This window comes from Pseudoalteromonas luteoviolacea CPMOR-1, assembly GCF_001625685.1.
Classification (GTDB): domain Bacteria; phylum Pseudomonadota; class Gammaproteobacteria; order Enterobacterales; family Alteromonadaceae; genus Pseudoalteromonas; species Pseudoalteromonas luteoviolacea_K.
Genome location: NZ_AUYC01000020.1, coordinates 140,782 through 164,284, shown reverse-complemented (window position 1 = coordinate 164,284; position 23,503 = coordinate 140,782). Strand labels below are relative to the sequence as shown.

Below are 23,503 nucleotides of genomic sequence, written 5' to 3'. Positions count from 1 at the left end.
CCACGATTTGTCTGATTGAAAAATCACCACATTTATAATAAATAATGAACGTGTTTTTATTTTAAATAAACACACATTGCACGGTGTCTAATACTCACCTATCAACATTTTCACCAATTTAAATCAATTCGACAGTTTATTACTTCAAAAAATTTCAACTCAAAAATTAACTCAAATTCAGCTGTTTGACAAAAAATCTTCATTGTTCTTAAGATAAAAAACGAACAAATTTCAGTCAAAAAGTGCCTAGAATGAAATTAAAGATTATTCCCCTTAACGTTGAACAAAGGTATTTAAATATAGTTATGCTGTTGTTTAGCGCATGTTCCGTGCAAGCAATGGAAGAAACACAACTCATTGAACAATGGCTTAATCTTGAGCAGCAAAAAAGTGCGTTGACGACCTCATGGCAGCAGAGACAGGGACATTTACAACTAAAGCGTGAATTACTTTCAAAAGAACAAGCCGCGTTGCAAAAGCTGGTAAGTAATAGTAATAAAAATCAATCTCTTGTATCTGAAAAACGCGCTGAACTCACTTCTCAACAGTTAGCTTTTGAACAGACCAATACCGAACTAACTCATCAATTAAATGTACTTTCAGATCATCTTAAATCAGTAATCACTAAACTGCCCCCTCCGCTCCAACAACAGTGGAAAAAGACGATATCCAGGCTAGACACCGAGTCTAATGCAGTTCGATTAGAGGCGGCACTGAATCTAATCAAGCAAGCTCACGACTTTGATAAAAGAGTGGTTTTTCATACTGGTTTGATTGAACTCAATGAGCACGAATCTATTTTGGCTGAACAAGTATATTTAGGGCTCGCTCATGGTTGGTATATTTCAAAAGATAAACACCACTTTGGCTATGGGACAAATCGAGGCAACAAATTTCAATGGCAACACAAAGATCAGATGAATATTCCGCTTACGCAAATGCATTTATCCCAAGTTACTCACATCTTAACAAACCCAACGAACGCAAAATACGTTAAGCTGCCACTGGCAATACACGCTCACAGCAGTGGTGCATTATGATTCATCTAGTTTTTTACATATTGCTGCTCATTGCGAGCGTGCCTTCAATGGCTATGGAGTCCGATTTAAAAGCGCAACTTATCTCCCGCATTGCCGTTGCCCAACAACAACTCTCTACGGCTCAAATGCGCATCAACGCCGAGCACAAAAAACTAGCCAATCAACTTCAGGGTCAACTAAATACCGTCAAACAACTGCGTAGTGACGCCAAAAATATTCGCCGTTTAGAAGATGAACAACTACTCAACGTTAACCAGTTGGAACAACGCAATCAACAATGGCAAAATCAGAAAAATTACCAAGCTCAGCTCATCGTTGCATTTGAGCAAGCCACGCAAAGTCATATTGCTAATACCAATGGCAATATTGATGTCAGCCGTATTATCAGCACTTTAGATCAAAAGCTTGAGCCTACATTTAAACCAAAACACTTGATTGGCAGTGACAACACGCTGGCCACATTTGAGGTGATAAAAATTGGGCCAATGGAATATGCCATTAATAGCAAAGAAGCAGGCATTGTATCCAAAAGCACTGATAACAATACACCCGTATTAAAGCAGTTCCACCAGCAAAATACGCTATTTAATGATATAGCCCATTTAAAAAGTAATGGTATTGGATTTATTCACTTTGACCCTACTCTTGGCAATGCTGATAAATTAGCACAGAGTCAGTTTTCCTTAATTGATTACCTAAATAAAGGCGGCACATGGGCTATTGTGATTATTTCATTTGCACTCGCAGCGCTCATCATTGGGCTGTTAAAAGCGATTCAACTCCTGAGGCTGCCACCTATAAATAGGGTCACAGCACAAGTCATCAGATATGCCAATAAGCCTATATCTCCCATAGAGTTGAAAGCGCTTTATATTAAACTTAGCCCAATTGAGCAGGCACTCTTTCATATTGTGCAGCGCAGTACGATTTCACAAAAAAGAGATGACCTGTTATTAGCAGAGTTATCAAAGCGAAAAGTACTGAATGAAAAATATCTTGGTGTAATTACAACCTGTGCAACGGTTGCTCCCCTACTCGGCTTGCTTGGTACGGTATCAGGCATGATCCATACATTTATGATGATGAATATCTTTGGTTCAGGAGAGGCTTCAGTCGTATCAAGTGGGATATCACAAGCGTTGATCACAACAGAGCTCGGACTGATAGTGGCCATACCAGCCCTGATAGTCAGTGCACTACTCACAAGACGCGTGAAAAGCTTTCAATCTTCATTAGAATCACTGGCGCTGCATTTGAGCAAGCTTGAGATCAGCCAACAGGAACAGATACATGACTGACATTACTCACATACTCTCTAATGGGGTTGTGTTAGCGCTATTATGTATCGCTAGCCTAACTTACTATATTATTTTTGATCTCTATAGCCACCCTTCGAGAGATGATTGGGAAACCAGCGTAAAGAATTGGCAAGTCGCCCTACTCGCATTAATTGCCGCACTCCCATTACTGGGATTACTCGGCACCATTCAGGGGTTGCTCAATACCTTTGAACTCATATCAATTTTTGATGCCTTAAATCAGCAAGCTGTGATGTCAGGCGGCATCTCTAGCGCCCTTATCACAACCAAGTTAGGTCTCGTTTTAGCTATTCCTGCGCTTATCTTTCGTCAACTCTTACTTTTTAAATACAAAGCGTTGCGAGGGGTGAAATGAAATCTTCATTTGAACAACAAACTGGGAGCGATCAAACCCAGGATATTGATTTGGCTCCCCTACTTGATGTGGTGTTTATTCTGCTGATTTTTTTTATCGTCACTACGGTATTTGTCAAAGAAACAGGTGTTGAAGTTGATAAACCAACTTCCGTCTCAAGTAAAAGTTTAGCAAAAAATGTCTTTTTACTGGCCATCACCAACGACGGCCAAGTTATTTATGGTGGCACAAATATTGGTATTAATGGGATACGAAGCACCCTTGAGCACCTCAATCGCAAAGAAGCAAGACCGCTTATCATCCAAGCAGATAAGGCGGTCACCACGGAGCGGCTCGTTAAGGTAATTGACCAAGTGAAGTTGGCTGGTATAACCAAGATAAGTTTGGCTACACAGGGCGCGCAGTAATGCGAGTGCCTCAATTGAGTGTGGCTAAATTTACTCTGATGGTCTTTGCTATTGGGCTCTCGTCCACATTGTTTTTCCTATTGATACTGCTAGATGTAACAAACACCACACCGCAAGATAAAATAAAAATTGCTCAACTCGATGTGGCGGTGTTCATCCCGCCACCGCCTCCTCCACCACAAATAACCGACGCCAATGACATGAGTAATGACATAAGTACACTCAATGTCCTAGACCTCGCAGGCACAGTAAAGGTCAATTATGGTATAAAAAATAAAATGGCTACGCCTAACATCACCGATGTCTCTATGCCTGAGTTTTCCCCTGAACGCTTTGAGATACGTGATCTCTATGCATCCAAAGTCCCGATGCTAGAAGTGGAACAGCTAGACAGAGTACCCAAAGTTGTCTCACAACGTTACGTAAGACCACCAAAGTCAGTCCGTAAATATGGACAAAAAAGGATCAAAACAACGGTTGAGCTGATCATCGACCAGTCAGGTAAACCCTTTATCAAAAAAATCATCAACCCCACATTTCCAGAAATGATAGAAACCATCAAAACTTGGGTTAAATACGCCAAATTCGAGGTACCGAAAAAAGAAGGGAAAGCCGTACAAGCGGTGTATTTGTACGATATAAATTTCAATTATGGATAATAGAATGAATAAAAAGACAGTACTCACTTTGTTAGCTGCAATGAGCTTTATCGTCATATTTAGCGCAAGTGCACAAACATATCGACTCGAGCTTAACCCCGTAAGATTTGTCATACCAGGATTTAGTGAACAGTATTTAGAGCGCGAAGTGTCGCTTGCCCCTGATGAATATGAATTAGCTGAAAAACTCAAATCACTCCTTAACAACACTGATTTTCAGCAAGTTAAATCAACGCTCGACGCCTATTATGACGTTGAACTCAGCCCTGCGCTTTTAATGATCAAAGCCCAAGTCTACTTCTCTTTAAAGGAGTACAACCAAGCCATTCATTTGTACCAATTGGTGCTAAAACGCAAACCTCAATTAGTGCGCGCGCATGAAGAGCTTGGGGTGCTTTATCTGATGACAGAAAACTTTACTCAAGCGAGGCAATACTTTGCAAAAGCCATTTCGTATGGGTCTAACAATGCAACAGTGCACGGGCATTTAGGTTACTTGAATCTCCAGCAACACGGCGGTCTCAGTGCCGTTTATGCCTATCAAAAAGCATACAGCTTAGAGCCACACAATGCGCAATGGCAGCAAGGTTTGTTAACCTCTTTAGTACAAGCCCAAATGCACTCACCTGCGCTTGCATTGCTAAATGAGCTCATTGCAAAAGATACAAGCAATCAATCATACTGGTTAACCAAAGCCGCTATCCATATTGAGCAAGATGCCCATGAACTCGCTCTACAATCTTTAGAATTTGCGCTATTACTCGGTGATATCTCCCAGCAAAATTTATTAATCATGGTCAGCCTGCATTTTGAACAGGCACAGTTTGATCGTGCCGTTGCCTTGCTCAAAACCCAAGTCCAAAGTCAGCGTCTTGCATTTGCAGACATTCGCAACTACCTACTTTGGCTCAATCAAGCCAACCGATGGGAAGATAGCCAGTGGTTAATCACCAAACTTAATGAACAAAACACACTGAGCCAACAAAATAAAAGCCTCATGCTCTCGACTCAAGCACAAATACTGGAAGCCAAAAGCCGTCACACCGAGGCATTAGCTCACTATCAAAATGCGTTAGACACGGATCCTACTAATCAAAATGCATTGCTAAACTTTGCTCACCTATTGTTACAACAGAAACAGTTTATCAAAGCAGAGCAAATGTATATTCGTGCAGAAGCATTTGAAGCAATAAAATTACAAGCGCTATTAGGCCGTGCCCAACTTTATATCAACACCGATGAATTAAAGGCCGCTTACCAATTACTCATTGATGCAAAACGCGCATACCCAAATACACTGGGGATTCAAGACAAAATAAACTTACTAGCAAATATTATCGATATTCAAAGTACTAGCACATTATAAGGAGAATATGATGGTTCGTATCACACTCTGGTCTATTTTTATCATATTAATCGCTGGATGCAGCTCGACTAAGTATACATTCGACTCCGCCAATTGTGATTCACAAGACTGGCAAGCACTTGGTCATGAAACAGCTCTGTCAGGCGACAATGTCAGGTTTTTTGATGCTGTAAAGCAAACTTGTGGAGATACCCTGAACCCCAATGCACAAAATCAATTTGTGAGTGGTTATAGTGCTGGTTTAATTGAATATTGTACTTATGAGACGGGCTATCAGCACGCAACTGAAGGGAGTTCTCAGACTGATATTTGCCCATTTGATTTACAGCTAGATTATCAAAAAGGCTTTGCACATGGACAGCGTAAACGTACTGAAATTGACGAATATATGGCAAGACAAAAAAGAGAAGTATATCGACATAAACAAAATCAAATAAGCAAAAAAAAGCCAAGAGTAGAAATAAGGTGAATTAATGGGTTAGCAATAGCTGACGATTAATTTTGATTTGTCAGCTTACCCTCCTCTCAATATCGAAGCACAACTTAACTCTTAACCCCTAAACCCTCTCCGTTTTAAAGAAAATGCGATATTCAAGATTGAAGTCATAGATTAAATAAACCACCTCAGTTCAGCTTTAGTTTAATTAGGCCCATTATAATTCATTATTTCAATTTGAAAGGAGTATAAACAATTGAAAAAGCTCGCCACCTTTACTGCAATCATGATGCTATCAAGCAACTCACATGCGGCTAAAACACAAATTTCTCCACTTATTCAGCACAGCAATATAAAAGCGCACAGTACCTGCTTTGGTTTTAGCTATGAAGCGTGGCAAGCAACCATGAAAAATAAATACACCAAGCGGTTAAAGTCAGACGAAAAAGTCGACAAGGCCATGAAGCGGTTTGTTAAATGGTTTCCAAAAAGCCAGTTTAATGAATATAAAAGTAACTTGGCTTGTCAGCATTTTACGTATTCTGTCGACGGCTTAGAAGTCGACGGTTATGTCATTAAACCCAAGTCCCACAAAGGTAAGCTCCCTGTCTTGATCTACAATCGTGGAGGTAATGGCAGCTTTGGTAACATGACCCTGGGTCCCCTCGTGGCGAATTTATTTCCCCTTGCTGATAAGGGGTTTGTGATCATTGGCAGTCAATATAGACAGAGCAAAAAGCCACAGGTCCCATTAGATGAATTTGGCGGAGCCGATGTCAATGACGTCGTTGCTCTTAACGAGCTTATTCCTCATATTCACGGTGCTGACAGTCAACGAATAGGCATGTATGGCGCAAGCCGAGGCGCAATGCAAAGTTACCTTGCAGTTAAAAAGATGCCCAACATTAAAGCTCTTGCCGCCATTGCTGGGGTTTCTGACCTCACAAAACAGCTTGAAAGAAGACCAGAAATGGAACGCGTTTATAAATACAGGATCCCTAATTATAAAGACAACAAGCAACAAGCGCTGAGCCAGCGCTCAGTACTGCACTTTGCAAACACACTACCAAAAAATATCCCTATCCTACTTTTACACAGTACCGATGACAGACGCGTCTCTCATGAACAATCCGTCGAATTAGCCAAAGCGTTTGCCTTGCACAACATTGAGCACAAACTGGTCCTATACCCAGACGATTATCACAACTTAAGATTGAATAAAAAAGAGTCATTCTTGGAACTGGCAAATTGGTTTAATGCGCATTTATGATTAAGTGCGCATATTGTTTTTGAGTCTAAAGGCTCTTCACCTTCACCCAACTTTGTTTTCACAGCTTTTTTGAGATGACTTTCTCAAGCATTGAGTGTTTTAAACTGAGAGTCGCAAACATATCTTTTAGCTTGTGATTTTCATCTTCAAGCTCTTTTAAACGCTTCACATCAGCGGCTTCCATCCAACCATATTTAGAACGCCACTTATAAAATGTACTTTAACCAATACCATGTTTACGTCATATTTCCGGTACAGGCGCACCCGATTAAGCTTCTTTGATCATAAACTATCTGTGTTTCGGTGAACTTACTTTCAAGCATCGTAGATTTGCCTTCTTATATGAATAGAAATTCTACTTAAGAACTATTTCAGTTTATGGGGAGGTGACACAACCATCGCACCAAAATAGATATTCAAATCACAAAACCCCACTCATCTTTAGTTTTACGCGTAAGCCATCTCTATGAGATAATGTTTCGCGGTCGTTTTCTCATTTACTAGATTTGCGCATTTTGCATCTAATAGCATTTTACGGCCATATACACACTTACAAGTTTTTTATACACACATTTATACACGCTGATGTGATGTTGTGAGCGTGATGAACAGATTGAGTAAAGCAGCATACTTTATATAAGCCAATGATTTTATGATAAATAATGACGAAATGAAGAATCAAAACAATAACGATAATATCCCAACAATCTATTGGCATGATTACGAAACTTGGGGGGCAAGCCCTCAAAAAGACAGACCCAGTCAGTTTGCAGGTATCAGAACAGATTACGATTTAAACATTATTGGCGAGCCGCTTATTGAGTATTGCCAACCTGCACCAGATTATTTGCCACACCCCGAAGCCTGTTTGATCACCGGTATTACACCGCAACATGCACTGAAGCACGGCTTGCCTGAAAGCGAGTTCATGGCAAAAATTCACGCTGAGTTTAGTAAAGCAAATACATGTGTTGCAGGTTACAACAGCATTCGCTTTGATGATGAAGTAACGCGCTACAGTCTTTACCGTAACTTTTACGACCCTTATGAGCGCGAGTGGCAAAATGGGAATAGCCGTTGGGATATTATTGACTTAGTCAGAGCTTGCTATGCACTGCGCCCAGAAGGTATTGAATGGCCATTGAAAGAAGATGGCTCACCCAGCTTTAGGCTCGAAGAGCTCACCGTTGCCAATGGTATTGAACACAGTGCTGCACACGATGCCCTAAGCGATGTTACCGCAACCATTGCACTGGCTAAATTAATCAAAGAAAAACAGCCAAAGCTTTATCAGTTTTTCTTTAACTTGAGAACCAAAAAGGCGCTCACTGACATTGTTGATGTGTTTAACATGCAGCCTTTAGTGCACACCTCATCACGCATTCCTGCAACACAAGGCTGCACGACTTGGATTGCGCCAATGAGCTTTCACCCGGTTAATAAAAATGCCGTGGTGTGCTTTAATCTTACGCATGATCCCAGCGTGTTAGTTGATTTATCTGTTGAAGAACTGCGCGAGCGACTCTATACCAAACACACCGAGCTTGAAGAAGGCATGTTGCCTGTTGGGCTAAAGCTTGTGCATTTAAACAAGTGCCCAATCATTGCCCCTGCAAAAACCTTACTGCCAGAAAATGCAGCAAGGCTAGGTATTGATAGAGAGCAATGCTTGGAGCATTTAAAATTTTTAAAAGCACACCCAGAGCTTCGTGACAAAGTCTCTCAAGTATTTGCTGAGCAAGGCGACTTCAGTGATACAACCAACCCCGACTACCAGCTTTACAACGGCTTTATCAGTAAAGCGGACAAAGCCAAACTGGCGATTGTTCGCAATGCCTCCCCCGTTGAATTAGGCAGCTTAGCACTCGAGTTTGAAGATCCGAAGTTCCATACTTTACTGTTTCGATATCGCGCGCGAAACTGGCCTGAAAGCCTATCTCAGTCTGAGTTAGACACATGGAGAAAGTATTGCCAAGGTAAGTTGATGCACGGTGAGGACAACCCATCAATCAATGCGCAAGACTTCATGCTGACACTTGAAAACCTTGTCTACGAGCATGAAGGCAACGAGAAAAAAGTCACCATACTCAAAGCGCTTTATCACTACGCACAGAGCTTATAAAGAAAAAGAGGCTGTTGAAAAACAGCCTCTTTTACATTTATTTATAGGTGCGATTCATACACTGCGAGCGCTTGCTCTAAGTCTGCAATCAAGTCTTCAACATCTTCCAGACCGATATGCAATCGTATAATTGGTCCATGCTCCCAGCCCGTGGTTGTTCTTAATGCCGCCATCGAGCGATTCGCTGTCACTAAGCTCTCAAATCCACCCCAAGAAAAACCCATTTTAAAGTGATGCAAGCTATCTAAGAAGCGATTAATGGCTTTTTGATTTCCGGTTTTCATTACAAATGAAAACAAGCCATTACTGCCATCAAAGTCACGCATAAAGTGTTCATGACCAGGGTTTGAAGGCAACGCTGGGTGGCGAACATGATCCACAAGCGGATGCTGTGCGACCCACTTTGCAACCTCAAGTGCGCTCTTCTCATGCTGCTGTAAACGCACCGGCATCGTGCGCAAACCACGAAGTGCAAGGTATGCATCATCTGCCGAGGTACACTGGCCTAACAAGTAAGAGTTCTCTCTAAGTACAGGCCAGTATTCTTCATTGGCGACCGCCACGCCCATCATCACATCAGAGTGACCAACAATGTATTTAGTCGCAGCTTGAATACTGATATCAACACCATGGTCAAGTGGACGATAATGCCAGCCATTACCATATGTATTATCTAACATGGTCATTAAGCCATGTGCTTTGGCTTCTTTAACCAGTGCAGGGACATCTTGCACTTCCATAGTAATTGAGCCCGGCGATTCTAAAAACAGCACCTTGGTATTGTCTTGAATAAGCGCTTTAATACCCGCACCAATCATAGGATCATAATAGGTTGTGGTGATCCCAAGGCCAGCTAAGATCTTGTCACATAAGTCACGAGTTGGTTCATAAGCAGTGTCTACCATCAATAGGTGATCGCCGGCTTTTAAAAATGACAGTAAGCTTTGGCTAATGGCCGCTGCACCACTTGGATACAAAGCGCACCCTGCGCCATTTTCTAATTCAGTAATGGCATCTTGCAGAGCATAATGCGTGTTTGTGCCTCGGCGCCCATAAAACAAAGTGCGATTGCCGCGCTCTTTAATCGCTTCATGCATATCCGCAACAGAATCAAAAACCACAGTCGATGCACGTTGCACAACTGGGTTCACGGTTCCTTGAGTATATTGAGATTTTCGGCCTGCACTGGCTAATCTGGTATTTTTTTTCATTCGTTACTCTTTTTCTGGAAGTTGACGCCAATGTTCAACTAAAAAACGTGATATTGAGTCAGGTCTTGTCAATTTAAAACCAGGCGCGTCATCGCCCCATTGACCAAAAGTATCAAGATCGGCTCTTGAGAACCAATGTGCTTGCTCTAGTTCATCCTGCTCAACAAAAATATCTGTGGTCTTGGCGGTTGCGATAAAACCCAGCATCAAGGACGATGGAAATGGCCAAGGCTGAGATGCCAAATATTGCACGTCATCTACAATGACACCGGCTTCTTCTTCTACTTCTCTGGCAACAGCTTGCTCTAATGTTTCACCAGGATCGACAAAGCCTGCCAGCGTTGAATATACCCCTTCTGGCCAAGCCTCTTGACGGCCTAACAAGCAACGTTCTACCCCATCTTTAAACGTATGCGTGACCAACATGATCACAGCAGGGTCGGTTCTTGGGAACGTCATATGCTTGCACGATTTATTTGTACATAGCCTCGCGTGACCCGCTTCGACAGGGATATTTTTGTGACCGCACCGACCGCAATAGCAATGGGTTTTGTGCCAATAACTTAAACCCCGTGCTAACACCCCTACAGAGCCACTCACCCGCTCAAGCTTAGGGCCCACTTTTCTCATGTCGGCAAAGCGATACTGCCCATCATTATGGTCTTCTGTACAAACACCTAGTTGTTTTTGTAACTCGCTCAAATCAATACTGGAGACATCTAAGGCAAAATAGGAAAACTGTTCATCTTTACCTAAAAAGATGGCGTCTCGCCTATCAAGGTGTTCTATTTGTGACTGCTGGATAAAAGCTAACTCGGTTAAGTCAGCAGTGAAGAGGTTTTGGTCATTATGAATGAGCAACCAACGGCTTTTCTCACCATATTGAGTTAACAGCCAATTTTTATCTTTACGCTGAGCTGACGCTCTATCTAGCGTCATTTGTGTATAATACAACAAGCACTTTGTCCTTTAATGTGGGTTACCTAATCAAAGCAGAAGCCCATTCTTGATTAAATGATTGAGTCCTTTGCTACAAAAAAAATCTATTAATTGCAGCCAAGCAGTCATTATTTAAGCAAAGAAAACACGACTATTAATGTACAAAAACTAATTTTAGTTTCTATGCTGTCACGCTAACAATAGTCACGTTGTTTGCCAAGTATTTAGGCAAAAAAAAAGCCCTTTCGGGCTTTAAACTACAGTGTGAATTCACACTACAGAGAGGCAAGATGTGCTTGAAGCTTTTGGTTTTCAGCTTCGATGTGTTTGTAAAACTCGATATTGTCTAGCTTGCTGGCAGCAGCTTCATCAATCACAATAACCGCATCACGATGTAATTGCAGTGCTGATGCAGGACAAGACGCCGTTAATGGGCCCTCTACTGTCGCTTTAATCGCTTCAGCCTTGTTTTCACCAGTCGCTAGTAACACAACTTTCTTAGCATCTAAAATAGTACCGATCCCCATCGTAATTGATAAATGTGGTTGGTACTCATCTGGACCAAAGAAACGAGCATTATCGTCAATCGTTTCTTTAGTTAGGGTTTTAACACGTGTTCTTGAGGTTAAACCTGAAGACGGCTCATTAAAACCAATGTGTCCGTTACGACCAATACCCAGTAATTGAACATCGATACCACCGGCAGCTGCGATATGCGCTTCGTATTCTTGACATGCTTCCACTGGGTTTTTAGCATTACCTGGTGGTACATGTGTATGGTCTTTGTTGATATCAACATGATTGAACAATTGATCATTCATAAAGTAGCGATAGCTTTGTGGGTGAGTGCCCTCTAAACCCAAATATTCATCTAGGTTAAACGTAATCGCATCTTTGAAGCTGATATCGCCCTGTTTGTTCTTCTCGATAAGGTTTTGATACAAAGCAACAGGTGTCGACCCTGTTGCTAAACCCAACACCGACTCTGCTTTGCGATTTAATTGTTTTTCAAATATATCTGCACCATAAGCAGCGACTTCAGCAGCATTTTTTAAAATTACTATTTGCATGATATTAAAGCTCGTTGTTGAGTTTGAAATAAGAAAAAATGGGATCTGAACCCTGCTTCGCGTGCAATCAAAACAAGGTCAGATCTAAACCTAATTGGGATACACTGTATTAGGTTATTACCATTATGACAACGCTGTCATTATTATCAGAAAAAAAGTCTTTGTAAAGTAAAAGTGAAGAAAAATTTGTATTTTTTTTGAGCCAATAAAAAAACGGCCATCAAAAGATGGCCGTTTTTCTCAATATTTTACGTGTTAAACGCTGACAAATATTTTGCGTTTATACATCCAGTGCAGCACCAGTAATTGCACCAGTAGCAGCGCGATAACAGCAAACAGAGGCTGCCAATCAGGCCCCACCGCATTGATAAAGCCACCAAACACACTCTTACTGACAAATTCCCAATTTACCAAGCTCGATGCTAAATAAATAATGATTGAGTTAGCCCCGATAATCACAAATGGATACGCAAACCTTTGACCGTTCAAAATATCCACCAAAGCGAAAAATACTGCGAGTAAAATCGCACTCCAGCCAACAGTTACAAGCACGAAAGAGCTTGTCCATAACTCTTTGTTCACTGGGAATTGTAAATGCCACAACCAACCAAGCGCGACACTCAATGCACCTGCACCAAATAACCACCCTGCTGTTTTCCACTGCCCAAGCTTATCTGCACGTGCTATCAACTGCCCTGCAAACACCCCGGCTATCGCATTCACAATGGCTGGCACACTCGACAGTATCCCTTCAGGATCTACCGGTCTATTTTGATAAGTAATACCTGGTAGTAAGTTTTGATCAAACCAAGCATTCCAGCTATGAGTACCTGGTGCGGCTAATTGACCAGCACTGCCACCTGGGACTGGGATAAAGTTCAGTAGTACCCAATACCCAACTAAAATACCACCAGCGACAATACCCGTTGTTCTGAGGCTTGTATGCCACACCAACATGGCACAGAAGAACCACGCGATGGCAATCCGACCTAGTACACTAGAATATCTAATTTCATCAAGCGCTAAAGGAATGCCTGTACCCCAGCCGTGGTTGTACATAATGCCCAAGCCACACAGTAGAAACAGACGCTTCACTGCTTTTTGATAATAAGGCTTGCGCTCATTAAGAGGTAAATGGTCAATGCGCTTTGGGCTCAAGCCCATGGCAACACCAGATAAAAATATAAATAGAGGAAATATTAGGTCGTAAAATGTAAAGCCATGCCAAGGGCTATGCACAGTATGTGCTTCGAAAAGCTTCCAGCCTTGCCATCCAGTTAGCACAAACAGTGCCGCGAAAATAGATTGACCGCCTAAGATCCAAAACATGTCCATGCCACGCAGTGCATCTAATGAAGCCAATCGTTGTTTTTTATTCGTCATCAATACCTTTCCTGTAAAAACAAAAAATCCCCGCTAAACTGCAGCGGGGTTTTTTACCCAGGGAACTTTAAATTTTTTTTCCGCCAATGAAGTTACTCAAAACTTCTTGACTGTTGTTTAATACTACAAAGTCTGCATCAGCCCCTTCTAAAAGGTGGCCTTTGTCAGATAACCCTAAGTATTGAGCAGGATATAAAGAGGCCATTCTCAATGCCTCGGTCAATGTCACATCAAGTGTGTTAACCGTGTTTCTCACTGCACTTGCCATATCAAGCACACTGCCCGCTAACTCACCGGTTGTTGAATTCAATCTATCACCTGTTCTAATGACCTTACGACCGTCAAAAAAGTCGAATTCCATATCATTAGTACCAACAGGTGGCATTGCATCCGTCACAAGCATAATTTTACCACGTTGCTTTGAACGGATCGCCAGTTTTGCAGATGCTGGGTGTACATGGTGACCATCAACAATAAGACCACACCATGAGTTATCTTCCCAAAGCGCGGCACCAACTACACCTGGTTCTCTTGATGTATATGCCGACATTGCATTGAATAAATGCGTAAAGCCATCAACACCAATTTCAAGTGCAGCCATGGTAGTTTCATAATCTGCATTTGAATGGCCGACACTCACTTTAACACCTAAGTCAATTAAGCGTTTTATGTCTGCAAGCGGTACCGTTTCCGGTGCCAATGTGACCATTTTTATACCAAGATCTTGTCTCGCATAAATGGCAAATTCTTCTTCAGAAATTGGTCTGATATATTGCTCGCTGTGTGTGCCTTTCTTGGGGTGCGATAAGTGTGGACCTTCAAAATGGATCCCCACAACCCCAGGTTCGCCTTGCGCAATCGCTTTTGCAGTTGCATCGGCTGCTCGCGCCATGACTTCCACTTTATCAGTAATAAGTGTAGGCATAAGCGCGGTTGAGCCATACTTAGCGTGTGCTGTAACGATGGTTCTCAAACATTCAACGGTTTGCTCCGCGTTAAAAAAGCCGCCACCGCCGCCGTTTACCTGCACGTCAATTAAGCCTGGCGCAACCAAGCCTTCTAGGATCTCAGCTTGGCCTTCACAGTCTTGAGTCGAAAATGAAATTTTTCCATCAACAACCAAAAACTCAACATTATTTTTTAATTTGTGCCCATCAAAAAATTGACTCGCCAAATATTTTTTCATTCTCATACCGCCTTTTCAGACTGCTGCTCGACACTTTGGATTGCAAAGAAAATTGCGCCCATTTCAGGAGGCTGTTTAGGAGATTCAACAATCTTTGCAATTTCAGGGTCAAGCCATTTACGTAATGGTTCAGATAAACCACCTATCATTGAAAGACGTGGCGGATTATTTTCCATCAAACGATGGGCTAATTTACTAATGTAGTCAGCACCGTCCCTGACAATATTCAATGCAACTTCGTCTTTTTCCTCTGCTGCGGCTAATACAAACCTGGCTAATTGCGCATAACTGCTCGAAGGCTTACCCGCCATTTGCTCGGCAATACCCATCGCGGTTGTGGTATTAAAGTGCTGTTTTAAAGTGTCGCTTAATGTTGTTGTTGGACCTAACTTATCTATTGAAAGCAATGCTGCTTTTACCGCTTCAAGTCCCATCCAAGCGCCACTGCCCATATCGCCTTGTGCAAACCCATGGCCACCGTAGTTAACAGACACCCCATCAACCATGGCAAAACCACACGAGCCCGTACCTGTAATAATTACAGCGCCATCACCGCCTTCATGCGCACCAATACACGCAGTATGAAGATCAGTTGTTAAAAACATTTGCTTAAATGGGTGATCCCATCGCATTATTTTTTCATGTAGTGCTGGCAGGTTTACTCCCGCAAGACCAAGTCCTGCATAGAGATTATGAACTGCTTCAATTCTTAGTCCTGCATCCTGCAGTGCCAATTGAGTCGATACCATAATTGACTCAATGGTTCTTTCAAAACCATGAAGAGGATTAGCAGGCCCACCTAGACCAGTTCCCAAAACGCCGTTTTTGATTGAGTAGATAGTGGCTCGGCATTTTGTACCGCCCCCATCAATACCTATATACAACTGGTCTTGTTCAACCTGTTTAGCCATCATTAAGCGACCCCTAAAAAATAAGATATGAACGCGAATTTGTCCGCGACACAGTATTCAGTCATGTTGATTTGATGTTACACAATAAATGACAGCGTTGTCATTAAGTTTTTTATTATTTTTTCTCAGTTTGAGAAATTTTAATATTGCACACTTTGAACTAATTGTCAGGAAAATTTCAAAAATCAGCCGCATTTAAATACAAAAAAGCGGCCATATTAAGGCCGCTTTTCGATTTATAATCAGATACTTACTTTACACCTAGTTCTCTTAAGCGCTCTTGCAAATATGAGTCTGCTGTATAACGCTCAGATAATACAACCTCTGGTTTAGGGTGTAAAAACAGCGGTAATGAAATTCGTGATTTATCACTCGCCTTACCCGTTGGGTTGATTACTCTGTGAATTGTAGATGGGAAGTAACCGCCTGAAGCTTCTTGCAACATGTCACCAATATTGATGATCAATGAACCAAAATCACATGGTACATCTAACCAGCTGCCGTCACCTCTTTGAACTTGTAACCCAGGCTCGTTTGAAGCTGGTAATACAGTTAGTAGGTTAATATCACCGTGTGCTGCCGCTCGAATAGCACCTGGCTCTTCGTCTCCAGTCATCGGTGGGTAGTGTAAAACGCGTAATAACGTTTGATCTGAGTCTTTGATCATATCTTTAAGATCGATCGAAAACTTAGCACGTACATCCTCTGGTGCTTCAGCTTGAACCCAGCTTAATAGCTCAGCTGCAAACTCATTTGCAAGGCGGTAGTATTCTCTGATCTCAGCTTCAAGCTGAGCAGGAACGCGACCTTTTGGATAAACGTGAAAATATTCCTTAATATCTTTTACAGTAAAGCCTTTAGCGACTTCTGAAACTTCCGGTGGGAAATAGCCGTCTTGAGTGTCCTTGTCAAATAGGAAGTCGTGCTTTTCTTCTGTGTAGAAGAACTCTTGCCAGTTTTTATATATAGACTCTACAAGCTCTTTCGGGATTGGGTGATTTTTAAGTACACCAAAACCTGTGTTGCGAAGAGACTCAACAAATTCTTTTGCTGCTGTAGATGACTTATAATCAACTGTAGGTAGCTGTTGCATAATGGTTCCACCAATTTTTTTGCGTGACTTCAATTCAAAACATTAATCATAAGAATTATTTATAATTAATACTCGAACAAAGATATAATATCTTTGCCCGCGAGCTTAGTGAAATAAAGCCTCCCACATAAGGACTTATGTCCTCATCTCTATCGATATTTGTCAATCGTTGATTCAGATCAATCTGAATTTACTGGAATTTCTATCACCCACTCTAACCCTCTTCCCCTATCAAGCAACTGGTAAGCCCCCTTAAGCGCTGAGTTAATCAAGTTTGCTGTGACAGGCGCACTCAATCCGACATGACCACTATTACCTCGTTTTGTGGTGTTAAAGGGTTTTAGTAGTTCATCAATAGAAATCCCTTGTAAACCCTCTCCATGATCGTAATACATAAACTCAATGTGCTGTGCTTTTAATGTTGCTTCGATCGAAATTGCTTGTCCACTTTTTAACTTGCCGTGCGCAATCGAATTCTCAATCAAGTTATTAAATACCGACATCAAAATGTCTCGATCAGATACAAAACCCGCTTCGACTGCGCTGATCTGAATTTGCACATCTTTCTTTTCCCAAGCCGATTTCAGGTCGTTTAAAAAAGCAATCACACTCAGCGTTGTTGGTGTTGTCGGGCGCTCGACCCTTGCTATTTCTTTTAATACTTTTACGAATTGCGCAACACGTGACAAATTGCGCTCGCACAAAACCACACCTTGTTTAGACTCATCCAATCCATCCTTCAGTTGTTGAGCGCTCAACGTTTCCTGCTCAAACGCATTCAATAATTGCATTACTATACCTTCAAAATGCGTGACTGCCGTGATAGCTGCACCTAAAGGTGTGTTAATTTCATGCGCAATTCCGACTACCATTTGATTCATTACTTGAGAAAGCTGCTGTTTTACAGCCAAGCGATGTGCGTCCAATAACTTTAATTGGGTATTTACTCTGGCTAATACTTCTGCTGGTTTGAAGGGCTTAGTGATGTAATCAACGCCGCCGACCTCTAAAGCAGCAACGATATTATCAGTCTCCCGCTCGGCACTGACAAAAATAACCGGGATGTCTTGCGTTTTGGTCGAGCTTTTGAGGGTTTTACAAAATACTAAACCATCCATAACAGGCATGTTGATATCAGAAATAATTAATTCAGGTGAGTGTTTATGGGCAATGTCTAATGCAAGTTCACCACTGATCGCGGCAAACACCTTATGCCCTTCATTCCTTAATATCAATTGCAGGATTTGTAAGTTTTCTGCGACATCATCGACAATGAGTATTTCTGCCATTTTAGCACCCTTCTTGCTTTATCCAGCTCCTTCAGACAATTCACACCGCTTGTTAATTACGTGCGTGCGACTATGGTTAATATTAGTCAAGTTTTGGAAAGTAAGTTATGTCAATAAAAACAATGTTTCATTCGTTTTTTATACTACTCCCTGCTCTACTCGTCATCAGCCTTGTTGTGATGTCTAATTGGGAAAGTAAGATGACAAATCATGAGCAGCAGATTGAACAACTCAACGACCGATACGATGTATTAAATCAACTGCAAACGACCAATTTGGCTTTATTTTTCAGTATTAGCACACACATTTCAAAGCAAGATGCCACCGAGGCCAATACACTCATTCAGACGCAACTTATTAACTCTAGAATAACGCTCGATGCCTTAACCGAAAAAACGCGCATTTACCCGCAAGATAGTGCTTTAACTCAAGCCTTTAACACTTATAAAGTAATGCAAACACTATACGAATCAATCGGCAAAAGCGCATCTAGTCAAGCTCAAGACAATGCGTTAATCGATGTCCATCAACAAACAACCAATGCCATCGATGTTGCAATTAAATCAACTAAGCAACAATTGCAACAAGCAAAACAGCTACTGCACCAAGGTAGCAGCAACTTGCTCTTTTACCTCTGGGTGAGCCTTATCACTTTATTGCTTTTCGCCCTGTTTATTTTCTACTACTTAAATAAAAGATTGATCACACCTTTCACTTTATTGCATCGGGCATTTTGTATCGATAAAAATTACAATGGCCAAAGCATTTCGCTGCCAGCAGAGTTGCGGGGCGAAGTCGCTGACATTGCTCAAGCCGTGTCTTTGACGTATAGAAAACTTGATGAACGCGCTGATATTGCAAAAATAAGGCATGCTTTTAGTGAAGAAATTCGTCACTGTAACTCTCCTTCTCAAATGCGGACTTTGGCTGCCAACTTCTTCGCTGATCATTTTCAAAGTCCGAGTGTTTCACTCTACCGTTATGAGGATGAACACTTTATTCAACACACTCTAGTGGGGTTTGCTGCTTATTTTGATGAACAATCTATTCAAGTCTCTAAACTCGTCTCTGAAAGACAAACACAGGCGTACGTCAGTGAAGGTCGTAACGCGGTGTTACATAAAGATGGCTTAACTCTAGAGTTACATACGGTTTTATATATACCCTTGGTAATGAGTGACGAGCTGACTGGCACTGTCGTGATCACATTCACTCATCCGCCTAAAGAAGTACAAAAACACTGCCTCAAACTTTTATGCGAAGATTTAAGCATACAATTAAGGTTAAGCGAAAATACCCAAAAGCAAATTGAAGCTGAGAATGCGCTAGCAGCACACTTGGAGCTCACTTTACATATTATTAATGCCATTCCAAACCCGACCTATTACAGAGATAAAAAAGGCACTTTTATGGGTGTTAACCGTGCTTTTTTATCTTTTATAGACAAATTTGAAGTCGAAGTAACCGACTCTCATTTAAACGACGTGTTTGATGGACAAACCGCGGCATACTTAGATCATAAATCCCAGCGCACGATTGACCAAAAAGAGGCCCACTCCTTCGCCCTTTCTATGGAAAATAGTCTTAAAGAACCTCGAGAATTAGTTGTTTATGAAGCGCCCTTTTTTGATAGCCTCGGCGAAGTTGGTGGTGTAGTAGGCACCTTCTTAGATGTCACTGAACGTAATGAACTTGAGCGTCAAATGCTCAGCGCAAAGGAAGAAGCTGATAAAAACGCTCAAGTAAAAGGCGAATTTCTCGCCAATATGAGTCATGAGATCCGCTCGCCAATGAATGCCATAATCGGTATGGCACATCTAGCAATGAACTCAGATCTATCGCCGAAACAACTAGGCTACGTGACGAAAATTGACTACGCTGCCAAACAATTACTTAAGCTTATCAACGATATTTTAGATTTTTCTAAAATAGAAGCAGGGAAAGTCGAAATTGAACATATTCCATTTGAGTTGGATAAAGTTCTCGATAATGTCACAACCATTGTTGGTATTAAGGCACAAGAAAAGCAGCTAGATTTGGTCTTCGATATCCCCTCTGACTTACCAAACAACTTTCTCGGTGACCCACTGAGACTCTCGCAAGTGCTTATTAATCTTGCGGGAAATGCCGTCAAATTCACCGAAAGTGGCGGCGTCACCTTATCCATTTCCATGCAAGATATTCAAACAGATAAAGCTAAATTAACTTTTTCTGTCAAAGACAGTGGAATTGGTATGAGTACCGAGCAACAAACAAAGCTGTTTCAATCTTTTTCTCAAGCAGATACATCTACCACACGTAAGTATGGCGGAACGGGACTTGGCCTCACTATTTCACAACAACTGGTAAAACTACTTGGTGGAGAAATATTTGTTGAAAGTGAGCTTAATAAAGGCTCTGAATTCTATTTTACTTTAGCGATGGAAATTAATAACTACGCTTCAACCCCTGTAGAAAAACCACTTACATTCAGTGGCAAAACAGCCTGTGTAATTGACGACAATGAAGATGCAAGAGATATTCTCGAAACGATGCTCCAGTCATTAGGCTTCCATGTTACGCTATTTGAAAGTGGTAAACATTTTGTGGATCAACTAAACCCGACAACTGAAAAATTCGATATCATCTTTGTTGACTGGCATATGCCTGATTTAAATGGTATTGACACCATCGAGTACTTAAAGCGACAAAACCTACAAAATTATTTTGTATTGGTCACTGCACACGGTCATGAAGTCGGATTCAAAGAAACACACCAAGCCATGATTGACAGCATGCTGTTTAAACCTTTTAACCCCTCTAGTCTATTGGACTGTTTACAGGAGTGCTTTGGTGTCGAAGCTACACAGCAAGTAAAACTAACACCAATAGAAAACCGTAACGCACTTAAAGATTTACATATTTTGGTTGCAGAAGACCAACCGGTTAATCAAGAAATTGCTGTGGAAATTTTAAGTTTCCATGGCGCGCAAGTCAGCGTCGCCTGTAATGGGGAAATGGCGCTAAAGGCTGTGCAAAATAAACAGTTTGATATTGTACTTATGGATATGCAAATGCCCATCATGGATGGGGTTGAAGCAACAAAAGCCATTCGTGAAACAGTACCTGCTGAACAGCTTCCGATCCTTGCAATGACCGCCAATGCTATGGGGCCTGATATTGAATTGTGCTTAAATGCAGGCATGAATGGGCATGTCTCTAAGCCAATTGACGTTGAGGGTCTTATAAAATCCATTTTGGACACACTTGACAGCGGCATTCCAAAACAAACAACTCCAGCTGTTCAACAACCGCAGCAGGATCCGGATATAGACCTAGTTTTAGAAGGCGTAAACATTGCTGAAGGCGTGCAACGGGCCGCAAACAACGAAGCTGTTTACTTTAAATTGCTTAGTAAGTTTATCACTCAACAAATAGAAGAGGTGATTAATCTAAAACAATCGATCAGCATGGGGAATTTAGAGCTTGCTCTGGATATTTTACATGCGATGAAAGGTGCCGGTGCTAACCTCTCTATGGATTACTTCTCAGAAGTTGCGGCTACATTAGAAGAGCAAATAAAAGAAGATAACATTAACTCTGAGCACATAGACACGCTAGCCAATTACCTTCAAGAGCTCAAAGGAAAAGCCGCGTTACTGCTAGAGCAGAGCCAAAAGTCTACTTCCCCTAAACAAACATACTCACTTAAAGAGCTTGCTCAAGCTTTAAAAGAATATGACTCAAAAGCGACTGAGATGGTCGAACAGATTGAGTTAAATGAAGGGTTAGATGAGGCAACATTAAAAGAGCTGAAGGTGATGGTATCAAGATTTCAGTTTTCCGAAGCCTTTGACCTACTTCAAGTAACAACCAGTGAGTTAGAGAGTTAATATAGCCCACCACTTAACCTAGTGGGCTAATAAAATGATTAGAGCCCTAGCTCTGCCATGAAGTCATCATCAGCTGCATCTTCTTGAGGTGCGGCTTGTTTTGTCGCTTTAGGTTTTGCAGACGTAGAGCTTTGATTCGCAATGATGTCATCAGGGTCAACGGCTTCTGCGATATCAAAATCATGCAGCTTTATAAACTCTGTTTTGTCCATTGCCAACTCAAGGTAGAAAATATTCTGTCCTTGCGTGGTGAATGTGACTCGTCTTGCCTGAGGTCTATCCATGGTTGTATCAACCGAGATTTGTACCTGCTTGTTGATTGCCATCATTTTCGGCTGGTTTTGCGTAATTGAGGTATGTAATTGCTCTCTCACTTTACCCGTGAAATCACCAACAATCTGGTTCATCAATTCGCCCATGACATTTGATACATCATCTGATAAGTGGCTTTGTGCAATTTCACTCTCCGGCATGCCCATGTTACGCATGTAATCTTGATAGATTTCCATCGCTGCCTGCGCGGTAAAATTAGTCACAACGAGTCCTGTAAACCCACCATCAAACAACACAAAACAACCGATATCCGGTCGCATACAGGTGCGCGTAATCTTTTGCACCATCGCAGAATAGGATATTTGATTACCACTCGCCGAAGATAGCACTTCAGTCACTGAATGACACAATGTGGATAGGATATCTTCTGTACTGACAACTTTATTTTTCGCCATTTTTTATCTCATTTTTTACTTCTTATGACTAATAGTAGCCAAGCTACTCAATTTATCACTGACTATCCAGTATAAAATGCTAAAATAGCGAGATTATTTTTGTATGAGAGTAGTATTGTGACTGGCAAAGACAGTATTTATGCCGCAGAGCAAGAAGTAAAAGACTTTACATTTGACGCCAATGTCGTCGAAGTGTTCCCAGACATGATCCAACGGTCAGTTCCCGGATACGCCACAATGGTCAGTACAATGGGTAAATTGGCGGGTCAGTTTGCGCAAAGTAATTCAAATTTATATGACTTAGGGTGTTCTTTAGGTGCAGTGACGCTCAGCATGCGTCGTAACATCGACAAAGAAAACTGCCATATCATCGCCATTGATAATTCTGCACCTATGGTTGAGCGCTGTAAGTTACACCTGAAAGGCTTTAAATCAGACGTGCCTGTCAGTGTGCAACTAGGTGACATTAACGACATCAACATTGAAAATGCGAGTGTCGTTGCGATGAACTTTACACTACAGTTTATCCCTCAAGACCAAAGACAGGCCGTGCTTGAAAAAATCTACGCAGGCTTGAAACCAGGTGGTGTGCTGCTGCTGTCTGAAAAGATAAAAGGCGAAAATGACATTAAAGATAACCTGCTTATCGACCTTCATCATGACTTCAAGCGTCAAAATGGATACTCAGAGTTAGAGATTAGCCAAAAAAGAACCGCTATAGAAAACATCATGCGTACAGATGCTTTAAGCACACATATCGAAAGACTTGAAACAGTTGGCTTTTCTAACACCCAAGTTTGGTACCAGTGCTTTAACTTTTGCTCAATGGTCGCAATAAAATAACGAG

General features: G+C 41.5%; 20 protein-coding genes and 1 pseudogene. 11 read left to right on the top strand and 10 right to left on the bottom strand.

The genetic code is table 11. From position 1 onward, the window contains the following. Nucleotides 1-251: 251 nt before the first annotated feature. The 8 genes from N473_RS07835 (at nt 252) to N473_RS07800 (ending at nt 6,852) form a co-directional block, all read left to right on the top strand. Nucleotides 252-1,040 (top strand): DUF3450 family protein, encoded by a 789-nt coding sequence (locus tag N473_RS07835; protein WP_063367426.1) that lies wholly within the window; start codon nt 252-254, stop codon nt 1,038-1,040. Beyond that, nucleotides 1,037-2,338 carry a MotA/TolQ/ExbB proton channel family protein gene (locus N473_RS07830; RefSeq protein WP_063367425.1) on the top strand — a complete coding sequence of 434 codons (1,302 nt, stop codon included), beginning with the start codon at nt 1,037-1,039 and terminating at the stop codon, nt 2,336-2,338. Before N473_RS07835 ends, N473_RS07830 begins: the two co-directional genes overlap by 4 nt. Further along, nucleotides 2,331-2,714, top strand: coding sequence for a MotA/TolQ/ExbB proton channel family protein (locus tag N473_RS07825; protein WP_063367424.1), 384 nt, complete (start codon nt 2,331-2,333; stop codon nt 2,712-2,714). The genes N473_RS07830 and N473_RS07825 overlap by 8 nt, the downstream gene beginning before the upstream one ends. Beyond that, nucleotides 2,711-3,121, top strand: a complete 411-nt coding sequence (locus N473_RS07820) for an ExbD/TolR family protein (RefSeq protein ID WP_039609044.1) — start codon at nt 2,711-2,713, stop codon at nt 3,119-3,121. Before N473_RS07825 ends, N473_RS07820 begins: the two co-directional genes overlap by 4 nt. Next, the gene (locus N473_RS07815; RefSeq protein ID WP_063367423.1) at nt 3,121-3,780 is read left to right on the top strand and encodes a hypothetical protein; all 660 of its coding nucleotides are present in this window, start codon (nt 3,121-3,123) and stop codon (nt 3,778-3,780) included. Before N473_RS07820 ends, N473_RS07815 begins: the two co-directional genes overlap by 1 nt. A 4-nt stretch (nt 3,781-3,784) precedes the next feature. Continuing rightward, nucleotides 3,785-5,146, top strand: coding sequence for a tetratricopeptide repeat protein (locus tag N473_RS07810; RefSeq protein WP_063367422.1), 1,362 nt, complete (start codon nt 3,785-3,787; stop codon nt 5,144-5,146). Between the two features lie 7 nt (nt 5,147-5,153). Further along, nucleotides 5,154-5,615: a DUF2799 domain-containing protein gene (locus N473_RS07805; protein WP_081221021.1), complete on the top strand. Its 462-nt coding sequence runs from the start codon at nt 5,154-5,156 to the stop codon at nt 5,613-5,615. 223 nt (nt 5,616-5,838) lie between these two features. Further along, nucleotides 5,839-6,852, top strand: coding sequence for an alpha/beta hydrolase family protein (locus N473_RS07800; RefSeq protein ID WP_231099537.1), 1,014 nt, complete (start codon nt 5,839-5,841; stop codon nt 6,850-6,852). Between the two features lie 64 nt (nt 6,853-6,916). On the opposite strand, the pseudogene N473_RS26980 reads toward N473_RS07800, so the two are convergent. Then, nucleotides 6,917-7,069, bottom strand: a pseudogene (locus tag N473_RS26980) (transposase); the annotation flags it as partial. A gap of 435 nt (nt 7,070-7,504) precedes the next feature. Here N473_RS26980 and sbcB point away from each other — a divergent pair. Beyond that, nucleotides 7,505-8,974 (top strand): exodeoxyribonuclease I, encoded by a 1,470-nt coding sequence (gene sbcB / locus N473_RS07790; protein ID WP_419555146.1) that lies wholly within the window; start codon nt 7,505-7,507, stop codon nt 8,972-8,974. A gap of 41 nt (nt 8,975-9,015) precedes the next feature. Here sbcB and N473_RS07785 read toward each other — a convergent pair whose 3' ends face one another. The 8 genes from N473_RS07785 to N473_RS07750 form a co-directional block, all read right to left on the bottom strand. Next, on the bottom strand, nt 9,016-10,185 hold the full coding sequence (locus N473_RS07785; protein WP_039609049.1) for a cystathionine beta-lyase: 1,170 nt from the start codon (nt 10,183-10,185) through the stop codon (nt 9,016-9,018). Nucleotides 10,186-10,188: 3 nt separating this feature from the next. Next, complete coding sequence (nudC, locus tag N473_RS07780) at nt 10,189-11,142, bottom strand: NAD(+) diphosphatase (RefSeq protein ID WP_039609050.1); 954 nt, start codon at nt 11,140-11,142, stop codon at nt 10,189-10,191. Nucleotides 11,143-11,399: 257 nt separating this feature from the next. Next, a complete protein-coding gene (nagB, locus tag N473_RS07775; RefSeq protein WP_063367420.1) occupies nt 11,400-12,194 on the bottom strand; it encodes a glucosamine-6-phosphate deaminase in 795 nt (264 codons plus the stop codon). A 255-nt stretch (nt 12,195-12,449) separates the two neighbouring features. Continuing rightward, on the bottom strand, nt 12,450-13,577 hold the full coding sequence (gene nagX, locus N473_RS07770) for a transmembrane glucosamine N-acetyltransferase NagX (protein ID WP_063363125.1): 1,128 nt from the start codon (nt 13,575-13,577) through the stop codon (nt 12,450-12,452). Nucleotides 13,578-13,644: 67 nt separating this feature from the next. Continuing rightward, on the bottom strand, nt 13,645-14,769 hold the full coding sequence (gene nagA, locus N473_RS07765; RefSeq protein WP_063367419.1) for an N-acetylglucosamine-6-phosphate deacetylase: 1,125 nt from the start codon (nt 14,767-14,769) through the stop codon (nt 13,645-13,647). Next, a complete protein-coding gene (nagK, locus tag N473_RS07760) occupies nt 14,766-15,677 on the bottom strand; it encodes an N-acetylglucosamine kinase (protein ID WP_039609054.1) in 912 nt (303 codons plus the stop codon). Before nagK ends, nagA begins: the two co-directional genes overlap by 4 nt. 247 nt (nt 15,678-15,924) lie before the next feature. Beyond that, nucleotides 15,925-16,767: an isopenicillin N synthase family dioxygenase gene (locus tag N473_RS07755; RefSeq protein WP_039609055.1), complete on the bottom strand. Its 843-nt coding sequence runs from the start codon at nt 16,765-16,767 to the stop codon at nt 15,925-15,927. Nucleotides 16,768-16,946: 179 nt separating this feature from the next. Then, on the bottom strand, nt 16,947-18,056 hold the full coding sequence (locus tag N473_RS07750) for a response regulator (protein WP_063367418.1): 1,110 nt from the start codon (nt 18,054-18,056) through the stop codon (nt 16,947-16,949). Nucleotides 18,057-18,163: 107 nt separating this feature from the next. On the opposite strand from N473_RS07750, the gene N473_RS07745 reads away from it, so the two are divergent. Further along, entirely contained in the window at nt 18,164-21,928 is a 3,765-nt protein-coding gene (locus tag N473_RS07745; RefSeq protein WP_063367417.1) for a response regulator, read from the top strand. A gap of 38 nt (nt 21,929-21,966) precedes the next feature. Here the strand turns inward: N473_RS07745 and N473_RS07740 are convergent, their stop codons facing one another. Then, on the bottom strand, nt 21,967-22,656 hold the full coding sequence (locus tag N473_RS07740) for a DUF3334 family protein (protein WP_039609057.1): 690 nt from the start codon (nt 22,654-22,656) through the stop codon (nt 21,967-21,969). A gap of 117 nt (nt 22,657-22,773) precedes the next feature. Between N473_RS07740 and cmoA the strand changes: the two genes are divergently transcribed. Next, a complete protein-coding gene (gene cmoA / locus N473_RS07735; protein WP_063367416.1) occupies nt 22,774-23,499 on the top strand; it encodes a carboxy-S-adenosyl-L-methionine synthase CmoA in 726 nt (241 codons plus the stop codon). Nucleotides 23,500-23,503 lie beyond the last annotated feature (4 nt).